Source organism: Streptomyces sp. NPDC047043 (genome assembly GCF_040644055.1).
Lineage (GTDB): Bacteria > Actinomycetota > Actinomycetes > Streptomycetales > Streptomycetaceae > Streptomyces.
On sequence record NZ_JBEYVO010000011.1, the window covers coordinates 43,714 to 67,093 of the forward strand.

Here is a 23,380-nt window from a genome sequence, read left to right on the forward strand (position 1 = left end):
CCTTTTCCGGGATACCCGTTCGAGCAGGAGGTTCAATTATGGTTGCGATCCTGCTCGTATTGCTCCTGGCGCTGGTTCTCTTCGGCGCCGGATTCGCTTTGAAGGCACTCTGGTGGATTGCGCTGATAGTTCTCGCGGTGTGGCTGCTGGGATTCCTGGTGCGCGGCACGACCGCAGCCGGTCACCGCGGACGCTGGTACCGCTGGTAGTCAGTCCCTGGGAAGCAACGGTCCGAGCGGCCCGAGGTCCAGATTCAGGTCCTCGGGCCGCAGTCCGTACCGCTCGCGCAGTTCGGTCATGCGGTCGTCGAGGAGCATGAGGGTGAGCCCGATCCGCTCTTCCTGGTCCTCGCTGAGGTCGCCGGTGTCGAAGCGGCGCAGCGCCTGGCGTTCCATGAGCTGGCGCAGCAGTTCGACGACGGTCAGGACGAGTTTGACGAGGTCGCGTTCGACGGTGTCGGGTTCCAGGTCCAGCCGGTTGCGACGCTGGGTCATGTCAACTCCCCCCACGGTGACGGCACTTGCTCGTTGACCGAGCTGATCAGCGCGTTCAGGTCGATACGGACGAGGTCGACGTCCGCGATGCGCAGGGTGATGTCACCGGTGATGACGACCCCGCCGGCGAGCAGTCGGTCGAGCAGGTCCACGAGGGCGATCTCACGGCGTTCGACGACCGTCACGACTCTTCCCCCGCAAAGGAATAGGCGGCCCACGGGCCGGTGAGTTCCACACGTATTGCAGGGCTGCTCAGCCTTGTTTCGTCCTTGCTCCGGTCCACCAGTTCCACGAATTCCTCGGAATCATTGCGGGACACCAGATAGGCGGCGTTGAGGACATTCCGGCCGGAGACTCCGGACAGTGCGGGATTCTGCGGAGCGTGCAACCGGGAATCATCGGCATACGCGGAAAGCGCGGCGTGCAGATGGTCGGCGAACTCCTCGGTCTGCTTCCACATGTCCTCGTTCGCCCGCACCCGCATACGCCGTTGGCGCAGATAGTCCCGGCCCGACGCCGCCTTCTGCGGGGGCTCGTCTCTTTCCTCGGGCTCGGTTTCGGCATACACCTTGACGCCCCATTCCACCCGCCCCTCCAGCCGGTCGAGGGTGCGCCGGAAGTCGTCCTCGCGGGCCTCCATCATCACCCGGACACCGCTGTCGTCCCGGAAGACGGTGGCAAGCCGCAGGGGCAGCGGAGTGGTGACGACGGTGAGGGCGTCGATGACGCTCTGGTGGGCGCGGGCCGTCTCGGTCAGCCAGTCCAGGTCCTCCAGACGCCTGCGGAGCGGCTCTTCGGCGAAGTCCCGCTCCGGCACATGGCTGACCACGGCGATCAGGCCGTGGTGGGTCAGCACTCTGGGCGGATCACCTGCCACGCCCTTCAACTGGGACTGCAACGGGGCGCCGAAGGGACGGCAGACGGCGTAGACGTACCGCAGTCCGGTCATGGGGCCTCCTCCTCTTCGCGTTCGCGCACTGCGCGGCCGTTCTCCAGTTGGTCGAGCCGCTCGCGCAACTCGGCGTTCTCCCGGGCGAGTTCCTTGCGGCGGGCGCCGGAGGACAACGCGGGGTCGTCCTCCCACCAGTCGATGCCCATCTCCTTCGCCTTGTCGACCGAGGCGACGATCAGCCGGAGTTTGACCGTGAGGAGCTCGATGTCGAGCAGGTTGATCCGGATGTCACCGGCGATCACGATGCCCTTGTCGAGGACGCGTTCCAGGATGTCGGCAAGGTTGGCGCCCGACCCCTGTCCGTAGGGCTCGGGCAGCCGGCCGGCCATGCTCATCGACGGCCCCTGCCGTCGGCGTACTCGTACTCCCGCTCAGGCTCCTCTGCGCCCTCTTCCTCGTACTCCTCCTCGTACTCGCCCTCGGGCTCCTCGCCCTCCTCTTCTTCCTCTTCCTCCTCTTCGCCCGCTTCCTCCTCGGGCTCCTCTTCTTCCTCTTCCTCCTCTTCCGCCCTGGGCTCTCCCTCGTCCTCGTACTCGCCGTTCTCGTCCTCGCCCTCGTACGACTCCTCGCCCTCTTCCTCGGCGAGGGCGTCCTCGTGGCTCTGGACGACCTCGCCGTCGCGGATCTCGCCGCGCCAGCCGTCCTCCGCCTCGCCCTTGAAGGTGATGAAGCGGACGTAGTTCTTGAGGTCGAGCCGGGCCCGGCGGCCCTGGGCGCGCCAGATGTTGCCGGTCTTCTCGAACAGACCCTTGGGGTAGTACTCGATGACCAGCAGGACGCGGGTGAGGCTGTCGTCGAGCCGGTGGAAGGAGACGACACCCTTGGTGGTGCCCTTGGCGCCCTCCGAGGTCCAGGAGATCTTCTCGTCGGGCACCTGCTCGGTGGTCTTCGCCTTCCAGCTGCGGTTGGACCAGAAGATCTTCAGCTGCCAGTCGGACTGGGTGTCGTCGGCGCGGTTCGCGCTCTTGACGCCCTTGGCGAAGGTGCTGAAGTCCTGGTACTGGGTCCACTGGTCGTAGGCGGTGCGCTTGGGGACGCCCACGTCGACGAACTCGATGATGACCGTCGGCTTGTTGCCCGCGCCGCCCTTGCGCTTGCCCTTGCCGCCGCCGAGGTTCTTGAAGGCCGAGACGACGTTGTCCTTGGCCCTGGTGGCGCCGACCTCCAGGGCCGAGCGCAGCGGGCCCTTGCCCTCGGCGAGCTTGCGGCCGCCGTCGAGCGCGAGCTTGGCGAAGCCCGGGCTGTTGCCCTCGGCGATGTCGTTCAACTTGACGGTGGTCTCGCCGAGTTTGCGGCCGAGGCCCATCATCATGCGCGTGGCCTGTGCGGCGAGGTACTCCTGCAGTTCGGCCTTCAGCCGGTCGGCGGCCTCGCTGTGGGCCACGTCGGTCAGCTGGCCGGCCGCCCCCTTGGCGCCGCTCGCGGCGGAGGTCGCGGATCCGAGTGTCTCGGTCATCGCTCACCGCCTCCCTTCGGCAGGCGGGCCCGGGCCGAGCGGGCCCCGCCCCTGGCGGCGGCCGTCTTGCGGGCGGCCGTCTTCTTTGCCGTCTTCTTCGCCGTCGTCTGCTTCGACGCGGCCTTCTTGGCCGGGGCCTTCTTCGCGGGCGCCTTCTTCGCCGGAGCCCGCTTCGCCGCCGCCTTCTTGGCCGGGGCCTTGCGCGCGGCCTTCTTGGCGGTCCTCTTCGCCGAGTCCCGCTCGGCCTCGTCGGCCGGAGACTCCTCCTCGGCCTCCGACTCCTCGGCCTCCTCTCCGTCCTGGTCCTCGTCCTCGTACTCCTCCCTGGGCTCCTCCCCCTCACTCTCCTCCGACTCCTCGCTCTCGTCATCCTCGAGGAGGTCCGTAGCCTGCCCGGTCACGCCGGAGAGCTGGTCGCGGACCTCGGCGGTGCGTCCGTGCAGGCGGTCGGCGAGGGCGTCGATCTGCCGCTCGACCATCGCGCCCGAGGCCGCCTTGCCGACACCGCGCAGGTCCTCGCGCAGCTGGTCCCCGATCTCCTTGAACTGCGGATTGTTCTGCAGCTGCTGGGACACCAGATCCGCGAGCGCCCGCGGGCTCAGATGCATCCGCTTGCCGGCCACCAGCGAGCCGACGGCGAACGCCAGTTTCATCTTCTTCGTACGTCCGAGGACGTATCCGGCCCCTATCGCGAGGCCGAGTCCCACTCGGTTCATCCTGTCGTCCCGTTCCCCGGGGCCGCGCCACCGCGCAGGCCGATTTCCAGCCGGTCCAGAAGCTCGTCCTCCCGTCGGTCGAACTCCTCCTCGTCGATCTCGCCCGCCTCCAACTGCTCCTCCAGCCGGGCGAGTTCGGCCCTGACTGTGGCCGGGTCGTAGTAGATCCGCTCCGCCTCGTGCAGTACCTGGCCGATCACCCATGCGCTGCCGCGCACCGGGGCGAAGGGCAGCAGGACCACTTCCTTGATCAGTCCCACGGCTCTCACTCCTGGGCGATGCCCGGGCCGGCGGCACTGCCCGCGTGCTCGGCGGGGCCGGGCTCGACGAAGCTGTACGGCGGCAGCGGGCCGTTGACACGCAGCTCGATGTGCGGATGGCCCTTGCGGACCTGCTCCACCTCGGCCAGGAACGACTCGGCCGAGTCGCGCTCCACCAGGAAGGACAGGTTGACCAGCCAGCCGCTGGACTCGGGGCCCACACTCACCGCGGCGGCGACGGGTTCCAGGGCGCTCTGCACTTCGGCCGCGTCCTCGGCCTCCCGCTCCTTGACCGCGGCGACGACCATCTCGCCGAGCCTGAGCCGCTGCTCGTAACTGCCGCCGCCCGACTGCCGGTTGGCCTCGGTCATGGCGCGGATCTCCGGGTTCTCGGACATCACGCGGTGCAGTACGGCCTCTTCCTGGTGCGTGGCCTTGACGTTGTACTCGACCTTGCCGTCCAGGGCCTGCAGCCGTTCCTTGTAGTGGTCGGCACGCTCGGCGAGCACGCCGGTCACCCTGTCGTCGTCCGGGGCCACGCTGCCGAACCGCATGGGCAGGACGACGCCGCCCGCGCCCGTCTCGGCGAGCACGTTCTGGTGGGCGAGCAGGTCCTTGCGCTTGGGCCGCAGGCCCTCGGGGGCGTCGCTCACGACGGCCGCGAGCTCGCCCTCCTCGAGGACACGGACCTTGCGGGGCGGGTCGCCCACGCCGCCCATGTCCTTGGGCAGCGCGGGATGCGAGCTCGCGGTGATGCCGTAGACGTACGTGCTCACTCCTGCTCCTCCTTCCTGCGCGAGGCCGTGGTCTTGCGGGCGCGCGGCCGGGACTCGGTCTCCCGCTCGCGGCCGCCCTCCTCACGTGCCTGCTTGAAGGCGTCGGAGAGGGTCTCGGCGGCTCCGGAGAGCGCCCCCTTGGACTTGCCGCGCGCGCCGGACTCGGTGATCTCGCCGACGAGGTCGGGAAGACCCGGGTCCTTTCGCGGTCCTGCCTCCAGGTCGAGGCGGTTGCACGCCTCGGCGAAGCGCAGATAGGTGTCGACGCTGGCCACGACGACACGCACGTCGATCTTGAGGATCTCGATGCCGACCAGGGAGACCCGCACGAATGCATCGATGACGAGACCCCTGTCGAGGACGAGTTCCAGAACGTCGTAGAGGCCGCTGCTGCCGCCTCCGCCGCCGCTCTGCTGGGCCGGGACAACGGTCATGCCGACCGCGCCTCCTTGTCTGGGTAGGTTGCGGGAAGGCGGCCTAGCGGCCGCCGGGCCTGTGTGCGTCGGAACGCCCGCGTTCATAGCGGCGGACGCGCCGGTAGCCGGTGAGCTGCCCCTCGGAGTCGAGGTCGACCTGATAGCTCGCCATCAGGCTCATCGTGTCCGGGACCCGGGCCAGCTCGAGGACCTCGATCTCCAGTGACCAGCCGTCCTCCGTCTGCTCGAAGGACGAGACCGTCTCGGCGGCCATACCGGTCAGCTCCGCGAGCTGCGTGCGCGCCTGGCGCAGCACCTCCATGGGGCTCGGCTTGTTGTCCGCCACGTCTTCCCCGCCGGATTGTTTGTCGGATTTCTGTGAACGTTGCGAGTCTTGGGTGTCTTTTGTGTTTGCCATGGCCACCTCTGACTCCGGGTGGCCGCAATGCTGCTGGCCAAACCTTTACGAACCGCCGTTCAGAAGTTCGCGCGCCGCCCCGTCAGGAGCCCCGCAATGCGTCGAGCCTGCGCCGGGCCGGTCCCAGGGCGCGACCGCGGCTCAGGACCCCGTCCCAGGGGTCGGTGCGGGCCTGATCCAGGGCGTCGGCGATGGTCCAGCGGCGGGCGTGCAGGGCCGCATCGTCCAGCTGGTCCCAGGTGATCGGCGTGGCCACCGGGGCGCCCGGCCGGGCACGGACGGTGAGGGGTGCCACGGCGGTCTGTGCGTAGGCGTTGCGGCCGACGTCGAGGTAGAGGCGGTCGCCGCGCTCCTTCTTGCGGGCGGCGGTGGTGAGCCGGTCGGGGTGGGCCTCGGCGAGGGTGTCGGCCACGTCGCGGGCGAAGGCGCGGACCTCGTCGAAGTCGTGCCGGCCGTCGAGCGGCACGACGACGTGCAGCCCGCGCGAGCCGGTCGTCATCAGCGCCGAGGGGAGCTTCAGCCGGTCGAGGAGTTCACCGAGCAGCACGGCCGCCTCGCGCACCGCCGCGAAGTCGTCCCCGGACGAGGGGTCGAGGTCGAACACCATCCGGTCGGGCCGGTCCTCGTGCCCGACCCTGGACAGCCAGCGGTGCAGGGTCACGGCCGCCTGGTCGGCCAGATACACGAGGGTGGCGGCGTCCTCGCACACTGTGTGGCAGACGGTGCCGCCCTCCTTGGCCTCCTCGACGCGGGTGATCCACTCCGGGTAGTTCTCCGGGGTGTTCTTCTGCATGAAGCGCGGGCCGTCCAGGCCGTCCGGGTGCCGTTCCAGCATCAGCGGGCGGCCGCGCAGGTGCGGCAGCATCAGCGGGGCGGCGGCCCGGTAGTAGTCGACGAGGTCGCCCTTGGTGTACTCCTTCGCCTCGCCCGCGCCGGGAAAGAGCACCTTGCCGACGCGGTGGACCTGCACCGTGCGGCGCCCGGCCCGCACGGTGCGTACGTCGTCGTCGCTCACCGCACGACCGCCTCCTCCACCAGCAGCTTCCCGGCCGCCGCGATCGACTCGGCGTCGATGCCCGCGGCGTGCAGCTGCTCGTCCGGGGAGGCCGAGCCCGGCATCGAGCGGACGGCGAGGCGCACCAGCCGCGGCACGGGCCGCCCGTCGACGAAGGCGTCCAGGACGGCGTCGCCGAGGCCGCCCTCCTCGTGGTGGTCCTCCACGGTCATGAGGCAGCCGGTGTCGTCGGCGGCGCGGCGCAGGGTGAGCCGGTCGACGGGCTTGACGGAGTAGAGGTCGACGACCCGGACCTGGATGCCGTCGCGGTCCAGCGCGTCGGCGGCGGCCAGCGCCTCGGCCACGGTGACGCCCGCCGCGACGATGGTCAGCCGGTCGTGGTCGGAGGAGCGCAGCACCTTGCTGCCGCCGATGGGGAACTCCTCGTCGGCGCCGTAGATCACCTTGCTCTCGCCGCGCGAGGTGCGCAGGTAGCGGATGCCCTCGCGGCCCGCCATCGCGGCGACGAGCTGCGCGGTCTGGTTGGCGTCGCACGGGTACAGCACGGTCGAGCCCTGCACCGCCCGCATCATCGCGAGGTCCTCCAGGCCCATCTGGGACGGCCCGTCCTGACCGATGGCGGTGCCCGCGTGCGAGCCGACGAGGTTGATGCCGGCCCCGCTGACCGAGGCCATACGCACGAAGTCGTACGCACGCGTCAGGAACGCCGCGAACGTGGAGGCGTACGGCACCCAGCCGCGCGCGGCGAGCCCGACGGCGGTGGCGACCATCTCCTGCTCGGCGATGTAGCACTCGAAGTAGTGGTCGGGGTGCTCCTTGGCGAAGAACTCCGTGCGCGTGGAGTCACCGACCTCGCCGTCGAGGGCCACGACGTCACTGCGTGCGGAACCGAGCGCGGCCAGGGCCTGCCCGAAGGCGTTGCGGGTGGCGACCTCGTCTCCCTTGTCCCAGCGGGGCAGTTCGTAGTGCCCGGCGCGTACGGCGTGCAGCATGCGGGCGGCGGGCGGCTCGTGGACCTGGACGCGGATGTCGCGGGGGCCGCCGAGTTCGGCGATCGCCTCGTCCGCCTCGGGCAGCGGCTTGCCGTGCAGGCCCTCGCGGTCCTGGACGGACGCGACGCCCTTGCCCTTGAGGGTGCGGGCGAGGATCGCGGTCGGCTGCCCCGTGGTCGAGATCGCCTCGCCGTACGCGCGGTCGACGGCGTCCACGTCGTGCCCGTCGACCTCGATGGTGTGCCAGCCGAACGCCTGGAAGCGGCGGGCGTAGGCGTCGAGGTCGTGCCCGTGCCGGGTGGGACCGCGCTGCCCCAGCCGGTTCACGTCGACGATGGCGGTGAGGTTGTCCAGATGCTCGTACGCCGCGTGCTCGGCGGCCTCCCAGATCGACCCCTCGGCCAGCTCGCTGTCCCCGCACAGCACCCACACCCGGTAGCCGGAGCGGTCCAGCCGTTTGCCGGCCAGCGCGATGCCGACGCCGACGGGCAGTCCCTGGCCGAGCGAACCGGTCGCGGTCTCGACCCACGGCAGCCGACGCGGAGTCGGATGCCCCTCCAGCCGGCTGCCCAGCTTGCGGAAGCTGAGCAGTTCGTCGTCGTCGACAGCGCCGGCCGCCTTGTAGGCGGCGTAGAGGAGGGGCGAGGCGTGGCCCTTGGAGAGGACGAAGCGGTCGTTGCCGGGGTGGGCCGGCCGGTCGAAGTCGTAGCGGAGGTGGTTGGCGAGCAGTACGGCCATCAGATCCGCGGCGGACATCGAGGACGTCGGGTGCCCGGACCCCGCGGCGTCCGCCGCGCGCACACTGTCCACGCGCAACTGCTGGGCGAGCTCGACGAGTTCGGCGGTGTTCATGAGTCTCCTTCCGCGGGAGAGTCGGGGCTTCGCTTGACGGGGCCGGGGGGTTCGGTGGGATCGCCGACGGGTTGGTTCTTGGCGGGTTCACCGCCGGGCTGGTTCTTCGCGGGTTCACCGCCGGGCTGGTTCCTGGCAGGCTCGGCAGGGAGCTCCGGCGCCGACGCGCCTTCCGTGGCCGTGTCCGCCGCCGTGGCCGCCCCCGGCCCCGGACCGGCCGGCGCTGTCTCCGTCGGCGTCTCCCTGGGCTCCGGCCGGCCCGGCACCCGGGCCAGTTCCGGCGACGAGGTGTCCAGCGGTACCGACCACGACCGTACGAGTCCCAACTGGACGGCCTGGCGCGGCAGTACGGCGTCCAGGAGCCAGTCCGCGGCGACGCGGACGCGGTTGCCGGGCATCGCCGCGAGGTGGTAGCCGCGGGTGACCGCGCCCGCCAGCGGGCCGGGCAGGTGGATGCCGAGCGGATTCGCGGCGGCCTTCGTGCCGCCCAGGTCGACCACGAACCCCAGGTCGCGGTGGCGGTAGGCGCGCCGTTCGCCGATGCCGAGGGACGCGGCGACGTTCTGCGCGACGGCCTTGCCGTGCCGCCAGGCGTGCTGCGCGGTCATCGGCGTGTACGTGCCGGGGTCGTTCAGGTCCGGCACCGCGGCGGCGTCACCGCACGCGAACACCTCGGGGCGGCCCGGCACCTGGAGGTGCGGGTCGACGAGGAGCCGGCCGCGTTCCAGCGGCTGCCCGGTGGACTCGACGAGCGGATCGGGCCGTACGCCGACGCACCACACCAGCGTGCGGGTGTCGACGAACTCGCCGTCGGTCAGCAGGACCCCGCCCGGCGTGGCCTCTTTCACGGAGGTCCCCATGCGCACCTCGACGCCCCGCTGCCGCAGCACCTGGTCGGCGGTCTGCGAGAGCCGTTCGTCCATCTCGGGCAGGACGCGGGGCGCGATGTCGAGCAGCATCCAGCGCGGGTGTATCCCCTGCCGGAGCGGGTGCTTGCGCACCTGTGCCTCGGTGTACATCTGCCCGTGCGCGGCGACCTCCGTGCCGGTGTATCCGGCGCCGACCACCACAAAGGTGCACCGTGCGGCGCAGCTCTTCGGGTCGTCCGCGGCGGCGGCGAGTTCCACCTGCCGGGTGACGTGGTCGCGCAGGTACAGCGCTTCGGGCAGCCCGCGGAAGCCGTGCGCGTTCTCGGCGACCCCGGGGATGGGCAGCAGTTTGTTGACGCTGCCGACGGCGAGCACGAGCCGGTCGTAGGCGAGGCTGCCGTCTCCGCCCTCGGGGTCGGTGTAGTGCACGGTCTGCCCGTCCATGTCGACGGAGTGGGCCTCGCCGAGCACCAGCCGGACGTGCGGCAGGGTGCCGGAGAGGGAGACGGTCACCCGTCGGGGTTCCAGGATTCCGGCGGCGACCTGGGGCAGCAGGGGCAGGTACAGGAAGTAGTCGGTCGGGTTCAGCACGGTGATGTCGGCCTTGTGCCGCACCAGCCGGGACAGGGTGCGGGCCGTCTGGTACCCGGCGAATCCGGCACCGACGATCACGATGCGGGGTCGACTCACGGTTCGCCTCCGGCGCTGTCGCGGACGTCGTACGGAGCCTTCCGCGTCCCCCTGGTCAGGGCCCCCAAACGTCCGCCGGTTTCCGCTCCGGGCGCCGGGTACCCGGACGGCGCCCCACCCCTCGGATCAGAGCCAGCGGAGGTGCTCCATGCCCGAGTACGGCTACTTCCTCTCCTGTGAGGAGTTCGGTCCCGCGGATCTCGTCGAGCAGGCGAGGATGGCCGAACAGGCCGGGTTCCAGTCGCTGTGGATCTCGGACCACTACCACCCGTGGAACGACGCGCAGGGCCAGAGCCCGTTCGTGTGGTCGGTGATCGGCGCGCTCTCCGAGGCGGTGTCACTGCCGATCGAGACGGCGGTGACCTGTCCGACCGTGCGGATCCACCCGGCGGTGGTGGCGCAGGCCGCGGCGACCTCGGCGGTGATGACCAACGGCCGCTTCCGGCTGGGCGTCGGCACCGGCGAGGCCCTCAACGAGCACGTCCTCGGCCATGTCTGGCCGCCCGCGCACGTACGCATGGAGATGCTGGAGGAGGCGATCCAGATCATGCGGCGGCTGTTCACCGGCGAGGAGGTCAGCCATCAGGGCACCCACTACAAGGTGGAGAACGCCCGTCTGTACACGGTGCCCGACGAGCCCGTCCCGATCGACGTCTCCGGCTTCGGCCCGGCGGCGACACAGCTCGCCGGACGTGTGGGCGACGGCTACATCACGATGATGCCGGACGCCTCGATGGTCGAGCAGTTCCGCAAGGGCGGCGGCGGCGCCAAGCCGGTGATCGGCGGCACCAAGCTCTGCTACGGCACCGACCGCGACGAGGCCGTGCGCACGGTGCGCAAGCTGTGGTTCAACCAGTTCCTGCCCGGCGAGATGGGCCAGATCCTGCCCTCGCCCAGCCACTTCGAGCAGCTGGCGCCGCTGGTCACGGAGGAGATGGTGCGCGAGAAGTCGGTCTGCGGTGACGACGTCGACGAACACATCACGGCCCTCACCGCCTTCGCCGACGCCGGCTTCGACCGGGTCTACGTCAACCAGATCGGCCCCGACCAGCGCGGCTTCTTCGACTTCTACCGTACGAAGGTGCTGCCGCAGCTGCAGCAGTCCTGAGGGATCGGCAGGCAACGGCGATGAAACTCCACCGCCCGCTCGTGTCGGTGTACACGGTGCCGACCGACGCTCCCGAGGCCGACGGCACGCTGGCCTGGGAGTCCACGACCATCGTGATCGCCGAGGTGACGACGGGCGACGAGACCGGCACCGGCTGGACGTACGGCCCGGAAGCGGTCGGCGACTTCGTACGCGATCACCTCGCGCCCCTCCTCGAGGGCCGCGACGCCCTCGACATCCCTTCCGCGCACGACGCGATGTGCCGCTCCGTCCGCAACGCGGGCCGCCCCGGAATCGCCGCGTGCGCGATCTCCGCGGTGGACATCGCCCTGTGGGACCTCAAAGCCCGCCTCCTCGAACTTCCCCTGGCCCGCCTGCTCGGCGTCTGCCGCGAACGCGTTCCCGTGTACGGCAGCGGAGGCTTCACGACGTACCACGACACCCATCTGGCCGCGCAGTTGAACGGCTGGGTGCACGGGCAGCACATCCCGCGCGTCAAGATGAAGATCGGCGAGAGCTGGGGCCGGGCGGTCCCCCGCGATCTGGCCCGCGTCCAGGCGGCACGCCAAGTGATCGGTTCCGAGGCCGAGTTGTACGTCGACGCGAACGGCGCGTACACCCGCAAGCAGGCCGTACGGGTCGGCCGCGCGCTCGCCGAGCACGGCGTCGGCTGGTTCGAGGAGCCGGTCTCCTCCGACGACCTGAAGGGCCTGCGGCTGGTCCGCGACGCCCTGGTGTGCGACGTGACGGCCGGCGAATACGGCTACGACCTGCCGTACTTCGCCCGGATGATCAGCGCCGGCGCGGTCGACTGCCTCCAGATCGACGCGACGCGCTGCGGCGGCATCACGGAGTTCGTCCGCGCCGCCGCCCTCGCCCAGGCCCACGGCCTCGAGGTCTCCACCCACTGCGCCCCGCACGCCCACGCGGCGGCAGCCGCCTCGCTTCCCAACCTCCGCCACATGGAGTGGTTCCACGACCACGTCCGCATCGAGGACATGTTCTTCGACGGGGCGCTGGATCCGACGGGAGGTGCGGTGCGGCCGCTGGCCGGGGTGGGCCACGGGCTGACACTGCTGACGGACGAGGTGGAGGAGTACCGGGTCGCCTAGGGTCTGTCCGGCGGATCAGCTCGGCGTCGCGGCCCTGGCACGCGCTCCCCCACTCTCGGCTTCGCTCGAGCCGGGGGACCCCCATGGCTCCGCTCGGGGCAACCAAGAAGCACCGTCTCCTGCAGCCGACCTGATCCGCCGGACAGACCCTAGCGGCGGGCGAGCCGGGTCAGTTTCCGTGCGGCCAGGACGCCGGCCCCGACGGTCAGTGCCGTCCCGACCCGGCCTCGGTTCCTGGACACCCACTCCTGCGGGCTGTCCGAGTGGGACTCCTCGTCGAAGCGCCCGTGCGCCCCGAAGTCCCGCCCGTGCGGGCCGTCCGCCGGGCTCCACAGGTTGCCGGGTTCGCCGTGCTCGCCCTTGTCCTGCTGGGCGTCGAAGCCGGTGCGGGCGAGGTAGCGGTCGAGCACGCCGGGGGCCACCGCGTTGGCGATCAGCGTGGCCACAGTGGAGCCGCCGACCCAGTACTCCCGCCGCCGCCCGTGCGAGGCCGCGTGCACGATCGCCAGTGCCGCCACCTCCGGCTGGTAGACGGGCGCCACCGGCCTGGCCTTGCCCGGCATCCGGCTCAACACCCAGTCGAACTGCGGGGTGTTGACGGCGGGCAGCTGCACCATCGTCGTACGCACCCCGCTGCCGTGGTGCAGCAGCTCGCACCGCAGCGACTCGTTGAACCCCTGGATCGCGTGCTTGGCCCCGCAGTACGCCGACTGCAGCGGAATGCCGCGGTAGGCGAGCGCGGAGCCGACCTGCACGATCGTCCCGCGGTCGCGCGGCAGCATGTGCCGCAGCGCGGCCCGGGTGCCGAACACACAGCCCAGATACGTCACTTCGGTCACCCGGCGGAACTCGTCCGGGGTGATCTCGGTGAACGGCGCGAAGACCCCGGCGAAGGCGTTGTTGACCCACACGTCGATGTGCCCGAAGGCGTCGGCCACCTGCTGGGCGGCGTCGTCCACGGCCTTCGCGTCGGCCATGTCCACAGTCACGACAAGGGCCTCTCCCCCGGCGCGCTGCACTTCGTCAGCGGCCGCGGCGAGGCCCTCGCGTCCCCGGGCCAGCAGGGCGACCCGGTCGCCGCGGGCGGCGAAGGCCAGGGCCGTGGCCCGCCCCACGCCGCCGCTGGCCCCGGTCACGACGACGGCCTTGCGGCCCCCCGGAACCGGCATCCCCCAGCGCTTGCGCACCACGCATCACGCCCGGTGGTGCGGCTGCTCGGGGTCGGCCTCCTCGGAGCCCGGTGCCGTCGGCCCGACCCCACCGGGTGCCGGTGTGCCCGCGCCGGGAGCCGGCACGCCCGCGGCGCCGGGTGCCACCGGCGGCATGGGCGGATACGGCACGCCGAGGCCGCTCGGCGGTGCGGCGGGTGCCCGGCCGCCGATGACACGGTCGCCCTGGCCCGCGGCGGCCAGCTCGGCCTCGCGCTCCGGCGTGGGCCGGGTCGCGTGCGGCCGGGCCGCACTGCGCAGGGCGTAGGCGACGACGCCGAGGATCACCGCGGTGATCAGCGCGGCGGCCCAGTCGGGCAGACCGATCGCCAGGGCCAGGCCCACGGTGAGCGCGACGGCCGCGCCCGCGTAGAGGGCGACGGCGCCGGACGCGGCGTACAGCATGGCCGTGCGGCGCTGTTTGCGAGTCTGTTCGCGCAGTTCGTCGCGCACGGTCTCGCGCGCCACCTGCGCCAGCTCGTCGACCAGATGCTTGTCCAGGTGCTCCAGATGATCCAAGCCTTCCATGACCCCCGGGTACCCGTACAGGCGTACGCATAACGCGGTCCGTCACGGCCGGAAAGCGGTGCGTCAGCCCACACCCCCCGGGTACCCGCCCGCTCGCACGACCGCACGACGAAACCCTCACTGACCCCTCTACAGGAGGAAGAGATCGGGATGACCGAGCGCACCGACGTGGTGGAGCTGCTCAAGGCGCAGCACACCCGGATCCGAGAACTGTTCGACGAGGTGGCCAACACCAAGGGTGAGGACCGCAAACGGCACTTCCACGACCTCGTCCGGCTCCTCGCGGTGCACGAGACCGCCGAGGAGGAGGTCGTCCATCCCTTCGCCCGCAAGAACATCGACGGCGGCGAGCTGGTCGTGAAGGACCGGATCGAGGAGGAGGAGAAGGCCAAGCGGGCCCTGTCCGAGCTGGACGACATGGACCCGGACTCCCCCGAGTTCCTGGAGCGCTTCGCGGCCCTGCGCCAGGACGTGCTCGCGCACGCCGACAACGAGGAACGGTACGAGTTCGCGCACCTCAACCGGGTCGCCGACCGCGGCAGGCTGGAAACCCTGGCCCGCGCGGTGCAGGCGGCCGAGGCCGTCGCGCCGACCCGCCCGCATCCGGGTACCGACACTGCCCTGAAGAACGTGGCGGTGGGCCCGGTCGCGGCCGTCGTGGACCGCACGCGGGACGTCGTACGCAAGGCGATGGGCTGACCCACGCCCCGGGGCGGCCGGGCGCAGGCGATCACCCGAAACCGTCGGAAGTGATCTCCTCTCCCGGCCGCCCCAACTAGGCTCGTCCGCATGGACATTCTGGGAGCCACGCTGCGCATCTGCGTCGACGACCTGGAGAGGGCGGTCCCCTTCTACGAACGGCTGGCGGGCGGCACGGCCCTCCGCTTCGAACGCGGCGGCGTCCAGGTCGCCGCCGTTGGCTGCTTCCTGCTGATGAGCGGCCCCGAGGCCGAGCTGGAGGTGCTCCGCAAGGTCGCCGCGACGATCGCCGTGAAGGACGTCGAGGAGGCCCACCGCGTACTCACCGAGCTCGGCGCCCACATCGTCGCGGGCCCGGTGGCGACCCCGGCGGGCCGCAACCTGATCGCGATGCACCCGGACGGCACGATCTACGAGTACGTGGACCGCAATCCGTAGGCCCTCACGCCTCCGTCGGCCGCATCCGGAAGTCGTAGTGCCCCGGGAGCGGTTCGTCGGTCAGCCTCGACCACAGGCGGCCGACGGCCTCCGCGCCCTCCCGCAGATCGGCGGCCTCGAAGCCCGCGCGGAAGACGTCCAGTGCCTCCTCCCGCCGCTCCTCCGCGAGCAGCAGCCCGGCCTCGATCAGCCGGAACCGGCCGCGCTGCCGGGTCGCGGGATGCAGCCGCTCCCAGACGGCGCGGGCCTGCGCCGTGCGGCCCACGGCGAGCAGGGCCTCGATCGCCTCGCGGCCCAGCGCGGCCGTGGCCGCCGTCCAGGACGCGCCGTTGTCGCGCCGCTCGTGGCACAGGTCGTCGAAGGCCTCGGCGTACCGGTCGGCGGCCCGCTCGGGGTTGCCGCTCTCCCGGTCGGCGAGGGCGAGGCAGCGCAGCAACGGCCAGAGGGACGGGGCGAGTTCGAGGGCCCGCTCCCAGCTGCGCACGGCCTGCGCGAGATCACCGGCGTGCCACTGGGCGACGCCCAGGTGGTACTCGGTGAGCGGGGTCGCGGGCGCGGTCTCCAGCATGTCCCGCCAGTGCGGGGCGACCAGTGTCTCGCCGGGCGGCCGCACCCGGCGCGGCTCGGGCAGCGACCCGGCGCGCAGCAGCTGCAGCCAGGGCTCCTGCGCCTCGCCGAGCGTGCTCTCGTCGAAGGGCGTGCCCGGCAACTTCCAGTCGGCGCGCAGCACTTCGAGCGCGCCCCAGCCGGAGCCGGTGGCGAGGATCTCGCCGGGTTCGGTGTCGGCGTGCGGCAACCAGGCGGCGTACGCGGCGTCGACGTCGGCGCGGGGCAGCACGGCCTCGAGGCGCGCCTCCACCTCGTCGACGGCTCCCGCACAACTCAGCGGACCGTACGCCTCCAGCCACGACACCTCGCTCTCCGCATCCAGCCGTACGTGTTCCAGCTGGGTGCGGGCGAGCCCGGCCTGGATCTCGCAGTAGCCGCCCGTGCCGGGCGCGGTCAGCCACTCCTGCCAGCGCCGCCCGCCGGGCCCCTTGCCCCAGACGAAGAGCTTGCGTCCGCGCAGCAGGTCGGTGGAGGTCTGTACCAGCCCGTGCCCGTCCTCGTCGAGGGCGGCGATCCAGCGCCGCCGCTCGTCGGGCAGGTCGTAGAAGTAGTCGGCCGCACAAGGGAGTTGCCGGATTTCCTCGTACGAGGGTGTGGGCACCCGCTCCAGCCGCCGCTCGTACCCGAAGTGATAGGCCTCGTCCGCCGGCACGAGCACCCGGCGCTCCTCGGGGACGGCGATGTTGGACCACCAGTAGGTGGGCACGGGCCGCTCGTGCGGGTTGCGGATGCGGACGGCGACGTGGAGGAAGTCGGATCCCTGCGGCAGCCAGAGGTCGATCTGGAAGGGCAGGTCGCGCAGGCGTTCCCACTCCCACAGGCGGAGCATCTCGCCGCCGTCGGGGGCGGGGACGCGGGCGGCGTGCAGCGGGGAACAGGAGAGGGTGGTGTGACCGGTGGCGCCGATGTTCCATTCGACGCCGCCGGAGAACCAGGCGCCGTTGAGGGCGAAGTTGGCGGGCTGGAACACCGGGTTGCGGTAGAGGAGTTCGCGGCCGGTGGGCTTGTGGAGGAGGGAGGCGACACGGCCGCCGAGGCCGGGGAGGACAGTGGCGCGCAGGCGGTCGTTCTCGATCACCAGGGCGTCGATGTCACGGGGCTCGCGCGACCTGCCGTACCCGTCCCGGACCCGCACGGGCAGCAGGCTCCGCAGTGGCTCGTAGCCCGCCTGGCGGGCCATGTCGCGCGGCAGTTCGTCCCGGTCCCGGTCCTCGATGCGGTGGACCTCGTGCAGCAGCCGCAGCGGGGGCAGTGGATTGTCCGGCCCCAACTCCGCGGCGGGCAACGTCAGTACCTCACGTCGGATGGTCGTCACGATCACCATGGAAGCCGCTCGCCGGTGAGCTGACCAGGGGAGCTACCGGTCAGGTTTCCGCAAAGGCGGACACGACGGTGGTCGAGACCGACGCAGTGCGGCGAGGCGAGCAGCGGCCGCATTGAACAGACCGTCCCCCTCCTGCCACTCCCCCCGGGTCGTAGCGTGGCGGCACCACCACCCCGCCCTCCAGCGCCCGCGGCCGCTGCACGATCCGCTGCTCGCGCCGTGCGCCGACGAGCCTTTAGCAGCCAGGCGCGGTACCGGGGGCGGGCGGGCGCGGGCCCAGGTTGGAGGGGGCGTCGAGCACGACGAAATTCCGCATGCGGTTCATCCTGGTCGACGTACAGTCGGGCCTTCAACGGAAATCGAGGCGGGAGCAGGCGGATGAGCGAGCAGCACACGTACCGGGTGATCGTCCGGGGCACGTGGGACGGGCTGACCGACGAGGCCCGGCGGCGGCTGCTTGCGGAGGCCTCCGATCACGGCCTGACGAGCATGCGGTTCACCGAGGAGGGCTCGCTGTCGTACGAGCCGTCGCCGCTCAAGCATTTCTCCATGCGGTACGTGGTCGTGTCGGAAGCGGCGGACGGTGAGGAGATGGCGGGCGCGCTCGCGGAGGACCGGGCGGAGACCACGCTCCGCGGCCTCGGCTACGGCTTCCGCGACCTGAAGTCCACCGTCACGGACCTCGACACGATGAAGATCAACTTCAAGACCGCATCTCGGCGGTGATCGCCCACCGTTCGTGGTCCCGCCAGGCCCCGTCGATGTAGATCATCTTCGGGGAGAAGCCCTCGAGCCGGAAGCCGCAGGCGCGGGCCAGGGCGATCGACGCGGTGTTCCGGGGCTGCGCGTTGATCTCCAGGCGGTGCAGTCGCATCGGGCCGAAGGCGTGGCCGACCACCAGGTCCAGCCCCTCCCGCATCAGGCCCCGCCCGGCCGCGTGCGCGAAGGCGCCGTAGCCGAGTGCGCCGCACAGGAAGCCGCCCTGGACGATGTTGTTGATGTTGATGAACCCGGCGATGGCCCCGTCACCGAGCTCGCCGTCCTTCTCGCACACGAGGAACCCGGCCTTGGTCGGATCCTCGATCAGCCGGCCCGCGTAGGCGGTGTACGCGTCGGCGCTGTCCGGCGGGAACAGCCACGGATGGTGCAGGTCCTTGCTCTCACGCGCACGGGCGGCGAACTCGGCTCCGTCCTCGTAGGTGAAGTGGCGTATGCCCACGCGAGGGCCTTCGGCGAGATACCGGGATGCGGTGTGCGGCATCCCGCCACCCTACGGCCGTTCAACCGCCCCCTCTCGGGAAATTCATGCCTAGCCGCGGCGCCTCATGAAGTGCGCCCACATGAAATACGCCCCGCACAACGAGCCGATCAGCGCCGTCGCGAGCAGCGCCGCCCACAGCGGCATCGTGACCTCCCAGAACAGGAGGCGGATCTCGGTGTCGCCGGTGTTCTCGAAGATGAAGATCAGGGCAAGGGCGGCGAGCAGCAGTACGGCCACCCGTCCGGGTGTCATCGCCACGCGCCGGCCGCCGGCCTTTGCGCCGCGTTCGGAAGTCTTCGGACTCATACAACCAGCCTGAGCCCGAAGACCTCGTCACGCACGGTGAAACCTGTCCTCCGGGTGACTCAGCCGCCGAGTACCGGCAGCTCCAGCACCCCGGAGTCCTTCCCGGCACTGACCACGGTCACCGGCTTGATCCCCCGGTTCCCGAAGTACGCGTCGTCGCTCGCCGCGATCACGAACCGCAGCCGGTGCCCCTTCTGGTACCGGTGCACGATCCCCGGCAGGGTCACCGTGAAGCCCTTGGTCACATCGGCCACCCGGACCGGCGCGACCAGCCGGTGCACCAGCGTCCTGCTGCCGTCGGGCGCGACGTCGTACAGCTTCGCGAAGAGGACCAGCTTGTCGGCGGCGTTGCCCGAGTTCTGCGTCCGCTGCGCCTTGGGTGAGACGACGCGGAGCGTGGCCCGCGGTGCGCCCACGAGGTCGGTGGTGCGGGCGAGCGGCGCGCTGGTCCAGCCCAGGTAGGTGCCCTTGGTGTCGTACGGCGGCGCGTCCGGCACCCCGGCGGTCTCCGCCAGCGAGTTCTCCGAGTGGCTCGTGGGGGTGAGGGCGTTGGTGTACGTACGGCTGCCGCGGGCCACCTTGCTGCGGTCGTCGACGAGCTTGCCGTCGCCGGAGAGGTAGAGCCGCTGGCTGAGGACGGGGAGTCGGTCGGCCGTGCCGTAGGTGTGCCGGGTGTCGGAGATCCAGTCGCGGTAGTAGGCGAAGGCAGGTCCGGTGTCGATGTTCCTCTGGCGCAGGTAGCGGTCGAACCAGGACAGGATCCGCCTGCCGACGTAGCTGGTCTCCAAGTTGCCCTGGCTGAGGTTGAGTTCACCGGCGGCCGGGGAGGTCATCCCGCCGCTGTGCCCCCACGACTGCCAGATCATCTTGGTGGTGGTGCCCTGGGCCCTGAGCGTCTTGTACGTCGCCGTCGCCTCGTTGAGGTTGAAGAGGCTGTCGGCCTGCCCCTGCACCAGCAGCGTGGGCGCCTCGACCCGGCTCAGGTACGACACCGGGGAGACGCTGCGGGCGTAGCCGAGCAACTCGGCGGTCGCGTCGGGCGGATAGCTGCCGGAGTTGAGCGTGCGGACGGTGTCGCAGGCCCGGGAGACGAAGTGGAGACAGGCGACGGAGTTGATCCGGGACGGGTCGAGGTTCGGCGCCGTCAGCGGCTGGCCCTCGCCGATCAGGTAGAAGCCGTTGGTCCACAGCCACTTGAAGGCGCCGGGGACACCCCGGCCGGCGGTGATGTTGTTGTTCGGGGCCAGCGAGTAGGCGAGGTCGTTCCAGGTGATCAGGGGGACGAGCGCGTCGACGCGGTGGTCGACGGCGGCCGTCGCGAGCTGGATGGCCCCTCCGTAGGAACCGCCGACCATGCCGACCCGCGGGTCGCCGATGCCGTCGAGGGTGACGAAGTCGGCCGTGGTGCCGTCGTCGGCGGCCCGCTTGCCGCCGAGGAAGTCGATCAGCCGGGAGGCGGCCGCGCCGTCGATGCGCGGGTCGTCGAGCGAGATCAGACAGCCGGACGCGCCGAAGCCGAGCCCGGAGTAGATCAGCGACACATAGCCGCGCGCGGCGAAGGCCTTGCCGATGGCGTCGGTCGAGCCGTCGGACTTGCTGCCGCCGAAGCCGTTGGTGGAGATCACGGCCGGTGCGGGGTGCGCCCGGTCCACGCCCGCGGGGCGGTACAGGTCGGCGTCGACCGTGCAGGTCCGGCCGCCCGTCCGGACGGTGAACTTCAGCGCGGAGACGGTGTACTGGCCGACCGTGCTCGCGGGAGCGGAGAGTGTGAGGGGGGCGGTTAGCGCGGCGCCTAGGGCGAGAGCGAGCGGCGCTCGGGATCTGGGCACACGTCGGGACACGGAGACCTCCACACTCATCGCACACACGGAGCAGCTCTGCCTACCGACCAGTAAGTACCAGCCGGTGACATGCTGTGACACGTGTCAGAGGTGGTCAATCGCCCGGACGAGTGTTTCTTGACGGAAGTTCAGTGACGGCTGTTCAGCGGAGCGCGGGTTGATCGAGCGTCAACGTGCCCGCATCGGCGTCGAGTTCGGCCATGACGCCGAAGGGCACGGTCGACGCCTCCGCGCAGTGGCCGAAACCGAACTCCTCGACGACGGGCACGCCGAGGCCGCCCAGCCGGTCGGCGAAGACCGCGCGCAACGCTTCGTACGGCCCGCAACCGGCCCACGAACCGAGCACGACACCGCCGACACCGTCGAGCCATCCGGTCCGCAGGAGCTGGGTGAGCATTCGGTCGATGCGGTACGGCTGCTCGCCGACGTCCTCGATCAGCAGCAGTCCGCCCCGGGCGCCCGCCAGGGCGTGCGGCGTGCCGAGGTCGGAGGCCAGCAGGCTCAGACAGCCGCCCAGCGTGACGCCCCGGGCCCGACCGGGGACGAGGGTGGTGCCGGCGGAGGTGAGGGTGCGCACGGACTCCGGGGCGAAGAGCGTGGCCCGCAGCTGCTCCTGCGCCCGCGCGCTCTTGATGAAGTCGACGCCCGCGGCGGCCGGTCCGTACAGCGTGACCAGGCCCAGCCGGGTGGCGAACGCCTGGTGCAGCACGGTGACGTCGCTGAAGCCGACGAACACCTTCGGCCCGGCGGCCCGCATCGCCGCCCAGTCGAGCAGGTCGACCATCCGCTGCGCCCCGTACCCGCCCCGCGCGCACAGCACCGCGGCCACCGACGGATCGCACCACGCGCGCTGCAGATCGGCGGCCCGGTCGGCGTCGGTACCGGCCAGGTAGTCCAACTCGCCGTGCCGGCCGAGCACATGGGGTGCCACCACCGGGTCGAGGTCCCAGCCGCGCAGCACGTCGAGCCCGGCCTGCAGCCGTTCCTCGGGCACCGGACCGCTGGGCGCGACGACGGCGACGCGGGCGCCGGGGGCGAGTCGGGAGGGTCGTAGGAGTTCTTTCACGTGCTCTCTCACTTGGACAGTTCCAGGGTCGGGATGCCGCGCGGGTTGAGCCCGAAGACCTGGGCGTAGAGGGAGAGTTCGGACTCCAGGACGCGGATCATGGTCTCCGCGCGCCGGAATCCGTGCCCCTCCCCCTCGAAGGCGATGTACGCGTGCGGCACGCGCCGGCCCTCCATCCGCTCCAGGAACCGTTCGCACTGGGCGGGCGGGCAGATCACGTCGTCCAGGCCCTGCAGCAGCAGGAAGGGCGCGGTGATGCGGTCGGCGTGCTCGGCGGGCGAGCGCTCCGTGTACCGTCCGGGCACCTCGGCGAGCGGCCCGACCAGCGTCTCCAGGTACTGCGACTCGAAGTCGTGGGTCTCCCCCGTGCCCCAGCCGGCGAGGTCGAGGATGGGGTAGATGATCGTGCCGCAGGCGTAGACGTCGGTGGCGGCGAGCGAGGCGGCCGTGGTCCAGCCGCCCGCGCTGCCGCCGCGGATCGCGAGCCGGTCGCGGTCGGCGGTGCCCTCGTCGGCGAGGGCGAGCGCGACGGCCGCGCAGTCCTCGACGTCGACCACGCCCCACTGCTCGCGCAGCCGGTCCCGGTACGCGCGCCCGTACCCGGTCGAGCCGCCGTAGTTGACCTCGGCGACACCGATGCCGCGGGAGGTGAAGTAGGCGATCTCCAGGTCGAGCACGAGGGGCGCCCGGCTGGTGGGGCCGCCGTGCACCCAGACGACGTACGGCGGCAGTTCGTCGCCCGGCGAAACGCAGCGGGGGTTGTGCGGCGGGTAGATGTGCGCGTGGATGTCGCGTCCGGCGGGGCCGGTGAAGGTGCGGATCTGGGGCTCGGGGTAGTGGGCGGGGTCGACGGAGTCGTCGTGCTCGGCGCCGATCACCCGGGCCCGGCCGGTGCGGCTGTCGAGCTCGACGACCTCGTAGGCGCTGCGTGGGCTGGCGCCGACGGCGACGACCCGCTCGCCGTGCACCGCGAGCGCGGGCCCGAACTCGGTCCAGGGGCCGGCCGCGTCGACGACCTCGCCGGTCTCGGGGTCCAGTATCCCGAGCGCGCTGGCGCCGCGGCCGTGCACCACGGCGATCAGACCGCTGTCCAGCGGGGCGAACCAGCGCTGCCCGAGCTTCCACAGCGGCCCGCCGAACTCCTCCTCGCGCGGGCACAGCGGTACGCCGTCGCGGTAGAGGTTCCACCAGCCGGTGCGGTCGCTCGCGTGGAGGAGGGAGCCGTCGGACGCCCAGTCCGCCTGGGCGATCGACTCGTCCGGGCCGCCGGCGACCGTGCGCGCATCCCGCAGGGTGCCGTCCTCGGCCACCCCGGCGAGGACCAGTTCCGTGCCGTCCCACGGCATCCGCGGGTGGTCCCAGGCGAGCCAGACCGCGCTGCGTCCGTCGGGTGAGATACGGGGGCCGGTGACGAACCGGTGCCGGTCGTCGGTGAGTTCGCGTACGGCGTCCCGGTCCTGGGCGGCCGAGCCGTCCAGCGGCACCGCGGCGAGGACCCGGCGCACGTCGGTGGGCCCGTCGCCGGTGAACTCCTCGAGCACGCACCAGACTTCACCGCGGTCGAGCAGCAACTGCGGGTCGGCCCAGCGCAGTCCGCCGCCGACGAGGGAGACGGGGGTGAGGGGCTGCGGGTCGTTGCCGGACTCGTAGCGGTAGAGCCGCTGGTCGGCGAAGTTCACGAAGACGACCAGCGGTTGGCCCTCGACCGAGGCCCCGGCCCAGGGCCGGCCGCCGTACTCGATGACACGGCTGCGCACGTTCCACGGTGCGGGCAGCACCGACTCCTCGCGGCCGTCGGCCCGGCGCCGCACCAGGGTGCGTCTGCCGCCCTCGGCGGGCCGGGGCTCGGTCCACCAGGCCTCGTCGCCGACGAAGCCGACGTACTCGGGGTGCCCGTCGTGCGCGGCGGCGAGCGCCGCGTCGATGGGCGAGGGCCAGGAACCGTACGGCAGGGTCTGCACGTTCTCCCCCAAC

General features: G+C 71.5%; 27 protein-coding genes and 1 pseudogene. 6 read left to right on the forward strand and 22 right to left on the reverse strand.

Annotated elements, in window-relative coordinates:
* Window positions 1-38: 38 nt before the first annotated feature.
* Entirely contained in the window at window positions 39-209 is a 171-nt protein-coding gene (locus ABZ880_RS18575; RefSeq protein WP_361263640.1) for a hydrophobic protein, read from the forward strand.
* On the opposite strand, the gene ABZ880_RS18580 is transcribed toward ABZ880_RS18575, so the two are convergent.
* The 13 genes from ABZ880_RS18580 to ABZ880_RS18640 all read right to left on the reverse strand — a co-directional run bounded on the left by ABZ880_RS18580 (window position 210) and on the right by ABZ880_RS18640 (window position 9,906).
* The gene (locus ABZ880_RS18580) at window positions 210-494 is read right to left on the reverse strand and encodes a gas vesicle protein K (protein ID WP_361263643.1); all 285 of its coding nucleotides are present in this window, start codon (window positions 492-494) and stop codon (window positions 210-212) included.
* The gene (locus ABZ880_RS18585) at window positions 491-679 is read right to left on the reverse strand and encodes a gas vesicle protein (protein WP_030936857.1); all 189 of its coding nucleotides are present in this window, start codon (window positions 677-679) and stop codon (window positions 491-493) included. The genes ABZ880_RS18580 and ABZ880_RS18585 overlap by 4 nt, the downstream gene beginning before the upstream one ends.
* A complete protein-coding gene (locus ABZ880_RS18590; RefSeq protein ID WP_361263646.1) occupies window positions 676-1,443 on the reverse strand; it encodes a GvpL/GvpF family gas vesicle protein in 768 nt (255 codons plus the stop codon). Before ABZ880_RS18590 ends, ABZ880_RS18585 begins: the two co-directional genes overlap by 4 nt.
* A complete protein-coding gene (locus ABZ880_RS18595) occupies window positions 1,440-1,781 on the reverse strand; it encodes a gas vesicle protein (RefSeq protein ID WP_361263649.1) in 342 nt (113 codons plus the stop codon). Before ABZ880_RS18595 ends, ABZ880_RS18590 begins: the two co-directional genes overlap by 4 nt.
* The gene (locus tag ABZ880_RS18600) at window positions 1,778-2,902 is read right to left on the reverse strand and encodes an SRPBCC family protein (protein ID WP_361263652.1); all 1,125 of its coding nucleotides are present in this window, start codon (window positions 2,900-2,902) and stop codon (window positions 1,778-1,780) included. The genes ABZ880_RS18595 and ABZ880_RS18600 overlap by 4 nt, the downstream gene beginning before the upstream one ends.
* A complete protein-coding gene (locus ABZ880_RS18605) occupies window positions 2,899-3,618 on the reverse strand; it encodes a DNA primase (protein WP_361263655.1) in 720 nt (239 codons plus the stop codon). The genes ABZ880_RS18600 and ABZ880_RS18605 overlap by 4 nt, the downstream gene beginning before the upstream one ends.
* Window positions 3,615-3,878: a gas vesicle protein GvpG gene (locus tag ABZ880_RS18610; RefSeq protein WP_361263658.1), complete on the reverse strand. Its 264-nt coding sequence runs from the start codon at window positions 3,876-3,878 to the stop codon at window positions 3,615-3,617. Before ABZ880_RS18610 ends, ABZ880_RS18605 begins: the two co-directional genes overlap by 4 nt.
* Before the next feature lie 5 nt (window positions 3,879-3,883).
* Window positions 3,884-4,654: a GvpL/GvpF family gas vesicle protein gene (locus tag ABZ880_RS18615; RefSeq protein WP_361263661.1), complete on the reverse strand. Its 771-nt coding sequence runs from the start codon at window positions 4,652-4,654 to the stop codon at window positions 3,884-3,886.
* Window positions 4,651-5,088, reverse strand: coding sequence for a gas vesicle structural protein GvpA (locus tag ABZ880_RS18620; protein WP_361263664.1), 438 nt, complete (start codon window positions 5,086-5,088; stop codon window positions 4,651-4,653). The genes ABZ880_RS18615 and ABZ880_RS18620 overlap by 4 nt, the downstream gene beginning before the upstream one ends.
* Before the next feature lie 43 nt (window positions 5,089-5,131).
* Window positions 5,132-5,488, reverse strand: a complete 357-nt coding sequence (locus ABZ880_RS18625) for a gas vesicle protein (protein WP_361263667.1) — start codon at window positions 5,486-5,488, stop codon at window positions 5,132-5,134.
* Window positions 5,489-5,570: 82 nt separating this feature from the next.
* Complete coding sequence (ligD, locus tag ABZ880_RS18630) at window positions 5,571-6,503, reverse strand: non-homologous end-joining DNA ligase (protein ID WP_361263670.1); 933 nt, start codon at window positions 6,501-6,503, stop codon at window positions 5,571-5,573.
* Window positions 6,500-8,347 (reverse strand): transketolase, encoded by a 1,848-nt coding sequence (locus ABZ880_RS18635; RefSeq protein WP_361263673.1) that lies wholly within the window; start codon window positions 8,345-8,347, stop codon window positions 6,500-6,502. Before ABZ880_RS18635 ends, ligD begins: the two co-directional genes overlap by 4 nt.
* Window positions 8,344-9,906: an NAD(P)/FAD-dependent oxidoreductase gene (locus tag ABZ880_RS18640; RefSeq protein ID WP_361263676.1), complete on the reverse strand. Its 1,563-nt coding sequence runs from the start codon at window positions 9,904-9,906 to the stop codon at window positions 8,344-8,346. Before ABZ880_RS18640 ends, ABZ880_RS18635 begins: the two co-directional genes overlap by 4 nt.
* Before the next feature lie 148 nt (window positions 9,907-10,054).
* Here ABZ880_RS18640 and ABZ880_RS18645 point away from each other — a divergent pair, with 148 nt between their 5' ends.
* Both ABZ880_RS18645 and ABZ880_RS18650 read left to right on the forward strand, forming a co-directional pair.
* Entirely contained in the window at window positions 10,055-11,014 is a 960-nt protein-coding gene (locus ABZ880_RS18645; protein ID WP_361263679.1) for an LLM class F420-dependent oxidoreductase, read from the forward strand.
* Window positions 11,015-11,034: 20 nt separating this feature from the next.
* A complete protein-coding gene (locus tag ABZ880_RS18650) occupies window positions 11,035-12,126 on the forward strand; it encodes an enolase C-terminal domain-like protein (RefSeq protein WP_361263682.1) in 1,092 nt (363 codons plus the stop codon).
* A gap of 149 nt (window positions 12,127-12,275) precedes the next feature.
* Here the strand turns inward: ABZ880_RS18650 and ABZ880_RS18655 are convergent, their stop codons facing one another.
* Both ABZ880_RS18655 and ABZ880_RS18660 read right to left on the reverse strand, forming a co-directional pair.
* The gene (locus tag ABZ880_RS18655; RefSeq protein WP_361263685.1) at window positions 12,276-13,295 is read right to left on the reverse strand and encodes an SDR family oxidoreductase; all 1,020 of its coding nucleotides are present in this window, start codon (window positions 13,293-13,295) and stop codon (window positions 12,276-12,278) included.
* Window positions 13,296-13,319: 24 nt separating this feature from the next.
* A complete protein-coding gene (locus ABZ880_RS18660; RefSeq protein ID WP_361263688.1) occupies window positions 13,320-13,862 on the reverse strand; it encodes a phage holin family protein in 543 nt (180 codons plus the stop codon).
* A gap of 150 nt (window positions 13,863-14,012) precedes the next feature.
* Between ABZ880_RS18660 and ABZ880_RS18665 the strand changes: the two genes are divergently transcribed.
* Window positions 14,013-14,561: a hemerythrin domain-containing protein gene (locus ABZ880_RS18665; protein ID WP_361263691.1), complete on the forward strand. Its 549-nt coding sequence runs from the start codon at window positions 14,013-14,015 to the stop codon at window positions 14,559-14,561.
* 90 nt (window positions 14,562-14,651) lie between these two features.
* Window positions 14,652-14,999, forward strand: a complete 348-nt coding sequence (locus ABZ880_RS18670; RefSeq protein ID WP_361263694.1) for a VOC family protein — start codon at window positions 14,652-14,654, stop codon at window positions 14,997-14,999.
* 4 nt (window positions 15,000-15,003) lie between these two features.
* Here ABZ880_RS18670 and ABZ880_RS18675 read toward each other — a convergent pair whose 3' ends face one another.
* On the reverse strand, window positions 15,004-16,932 hold the full coding sequence (locus tag ABZ880_RS18675) for a DUF5107 domain-containing protein (RefSeq protein ID WP_361263697.1): 1,929 nt from the start codon (window positions 16,930-16,932) through the stop codon (window positions 15,004-15,006).
* A 102-nt stretch (window positions 16,933-17,034) separates the two neighbouring features.
* A pseudogene (locus ABZ880_RS18680) lies at window positions 17,035-17,248 on the reverse strand (arginase family protein); the annotation flags it as partial.
* A 62-nt stretch (window positions 17,249-17,310) separates the two neighbouring features.
* On the opposite strand from ABZ880_RS18680, the gene ABZ880_RS18685 reads away from it, so the two are divergent.
* Complete coding sequence (locus ABZ880_RS18685; RefSeq protein WP_361263700.1) at window positions 17,311-17,658, forward strand: DUF6204 family protein; 348 nt, start codon at window positions 17,311-17,313, stop codon at window positions 17,656-17,658.
* On the opposite strand, the gene ABZ880_RS18690 is transcribed toward ABZ880_RS18685, so the two are convergent.
* The 5 genes from ABZ880_RS18690 to ABZ880_RS18710 all read right to left on the reverse strand — a co-directional run bounded on the left by ABZ880_RS18690 (window position 17,636) and on the right by ABZ880_RS18710 (window position 23,367).
* Window positions 17,636-18,193, reverse strand: coding sequence for a GNAT family protein (locus ABZ880_RS18690; protein ID WP_361263703.1), 558 nt, complete (start codon window positions 18,191-18,193; stop codon window positions 17,636-17,638). The genes ABZ880_RS18685 and ABZ880_RS18690 overlap by 23 nt on opposite strands.
* Window positions 18,194-18,241: 48 nt before the next feature.
* The gene (locus ABZ880_RS18695; protein ID WP_361263706.1) at window positions 18,242-18,499 is read right to left on the reverse strand and encodes a lipopolysaccharide assembly protein LapA domain-containing protein; all 258 of its coding nucleotides are present in this window, start codon (window positions 18,497-18,499) and stop codon (window positions 18,242-18,244) included.
* A 59-nt stretch (window positions 18,500-18,558) separates the two neighbouring features.
* Window positions 18,559-20,358: a CocE/NonD family hydrolase gene (locus ABZ880_RS18700; protein ID WP_361263709.1), complete on the reverse strand. Its 1,800-nt coding sequence runs from the start codon at window positions 20,356-20,358 to the stop codon at window positions 18,559-18,561.
* 124 nt (window positions 20,359-20,482) lie between these two features.
* Window positions 20,483-21,406, reverse strand: coding sequence for an LD-carboxypeptidase (locus ABZ880_RS18705; protein ID WP_361264266.1), 924 nt, complete (start codon window positions 21,404-21,406; stop codon window positions 20,483-20,485).
* Between the two features lie 8 nt (window positions 21,407-21,414).
* Window positions 21,415-23,367, reverse strand: coding sequence for a prolyl oligopeptidase family serine peptidase (locus ABZ880_RS18710; RefSeq protein WP_361263712.1), 1,953 nt, complete (start codon window positions 23,365-23,367; stop codon window positions 21,415-21,417).
* Window positions 23,368-23,380 lie beyond the last annotated feature (13 nt).

Coding starts and splice junctions, on each gene's coding strand:
- ABZ880_RS18665 (WP_361263691.1), top strand. CDS start 14,013: ATGACCGAGCGCACCGACGTGGTGGAGCTGCTCAAGGCGCAGCACACC.
- ABZ880_RS18650 (WP_361263682.1), top strand. CDS start 11,035: ATGAAACTCCACCGCCCGCTCGTGTCGGTGTACACGGTGCCGACCGAC.
- ABZ880_RS18675 (WP_361263697.1), bottom strand. CDS start 16,932: ATGGTGATCGTGACGACCATCCGACGTGAGGTACTGACGTTGCCCGCC.
- ABZ880_RS18660 (WP_361263688.1), bottom strand. CDS start 13,862: ATGGAAGGCTTGGATCATCTGGAGCACCTGGACAAGCATCTGGTCGAC.
- ABZ880_RS18580 (WP_361263643.1), bottom strand. CDS start 494: ATGACCCAGCGTCGCAACCGGCTGGACCTGGAACCCGACACCGTCGAA.
- ABZ880_RS18690 (WP_361263703.1), bottom strand. CDS start 18,193: ATGCCGCACACCGCATCCCGGTATCTCGCCGAAGGCCCTCGCGTGGGC.
- ABZ880_RS18605 (WP_361263655.1), bottom strand. CDS start 3,618: ATGAACCGAGTGGGACTCGGCCTCGCGATAGGGGCCGGATACGTCCTC.
- ABZ880_RS18590 (WP_361263646.1), bottom strand. CDS start 1,443: ATGACCGGACTGCGGTACGTCTACGCCGTCTGCCGTCCCTTCGGCGCC.
- ABZ880_RS18670 (WP_361263694.1), top strand. CDS start 14,652: ATGGACATTCTGGGAGCCACGCTGCGCATCTGCGTCGACGACCTGGAG.
- ABZ880_RS18655 (WP_361263685.1), bottom strand. CDS start 13,295: ATGCCGGTTCCGGGGGGCCGCAAGGCCGTCGTCGTGACCGGGGCCAGC.
- ABZ880_RS18635 (WP_361263673.1), bottom strand. CDS start 8,347: ATGAACACCGCCGAACTCGTCGAGCTCGCCCAGCAGTTGCGCGTGGAC.
- ABZ880_RS18575 (WP_361263640.1), top strand. CDS start 39: ATGGTTGCGATCCTGCTCGTATTGCTCCTGGCGCTGGTTCTCTTCGGC.
- ABZ880_RS18600 (WP_361263652.1), bottom strand. CDS start 2,902: ATGACCGAGACACTCGGATCCGCGACCTCCGCCGCGAGCGGCGCCAAG.
- ABZ880_RS18695 (WP_361263706.1), bottom strand. CDS start 18,499: ATGAGTCCGAAGACTTCCGAACGCGGCGCAAAGGCCGGCGGCCGGCGC.
- ABZ880_RS18595 (WP_361263649.1), bottom strand. CDS start 1,781: ATGAGCATGGCCGGCCGGCTGCCCGAGCCCTACGGACAGGGGTCGGGC.
- ABZ880_RS18625 (WP_361263667.1), bottom strand. CDS start 5,488: ATGGCAAACACAAAAGACACCCAAGACTCGCAACGTTCACAGAAATCC.
- ABZ880_RS18620 (WP_361263664.1), bottom strand. CDS start 5,088: ATGACCGTTGTCCCGGCCCAGCAGAGCGGCGGCGGAGGCGGCAGCAGC.
- ABZ880_RS18700 (WP_361263709.1), bottom strand. CDS start 20,358: ATGAGTGTGGAGGTCTCCGTGTCCCGACGTGTGCCCAGATCCCGAGCG.
- ABZ880_RS18685 (WP_361263700.1), top strand. CDS start 17,311: ATGAGCGAGCAGCACACGTACCGGGTGATCGTCCGGGGCACGTGGGAC.
- ABZ880_RS18645 (WP_361263679.1), top strand. CDS start 10,055: ATGCCCGAGTACGGCTACTTCCTCTCCTGTGAGGAGTTCGGTCCCGCG.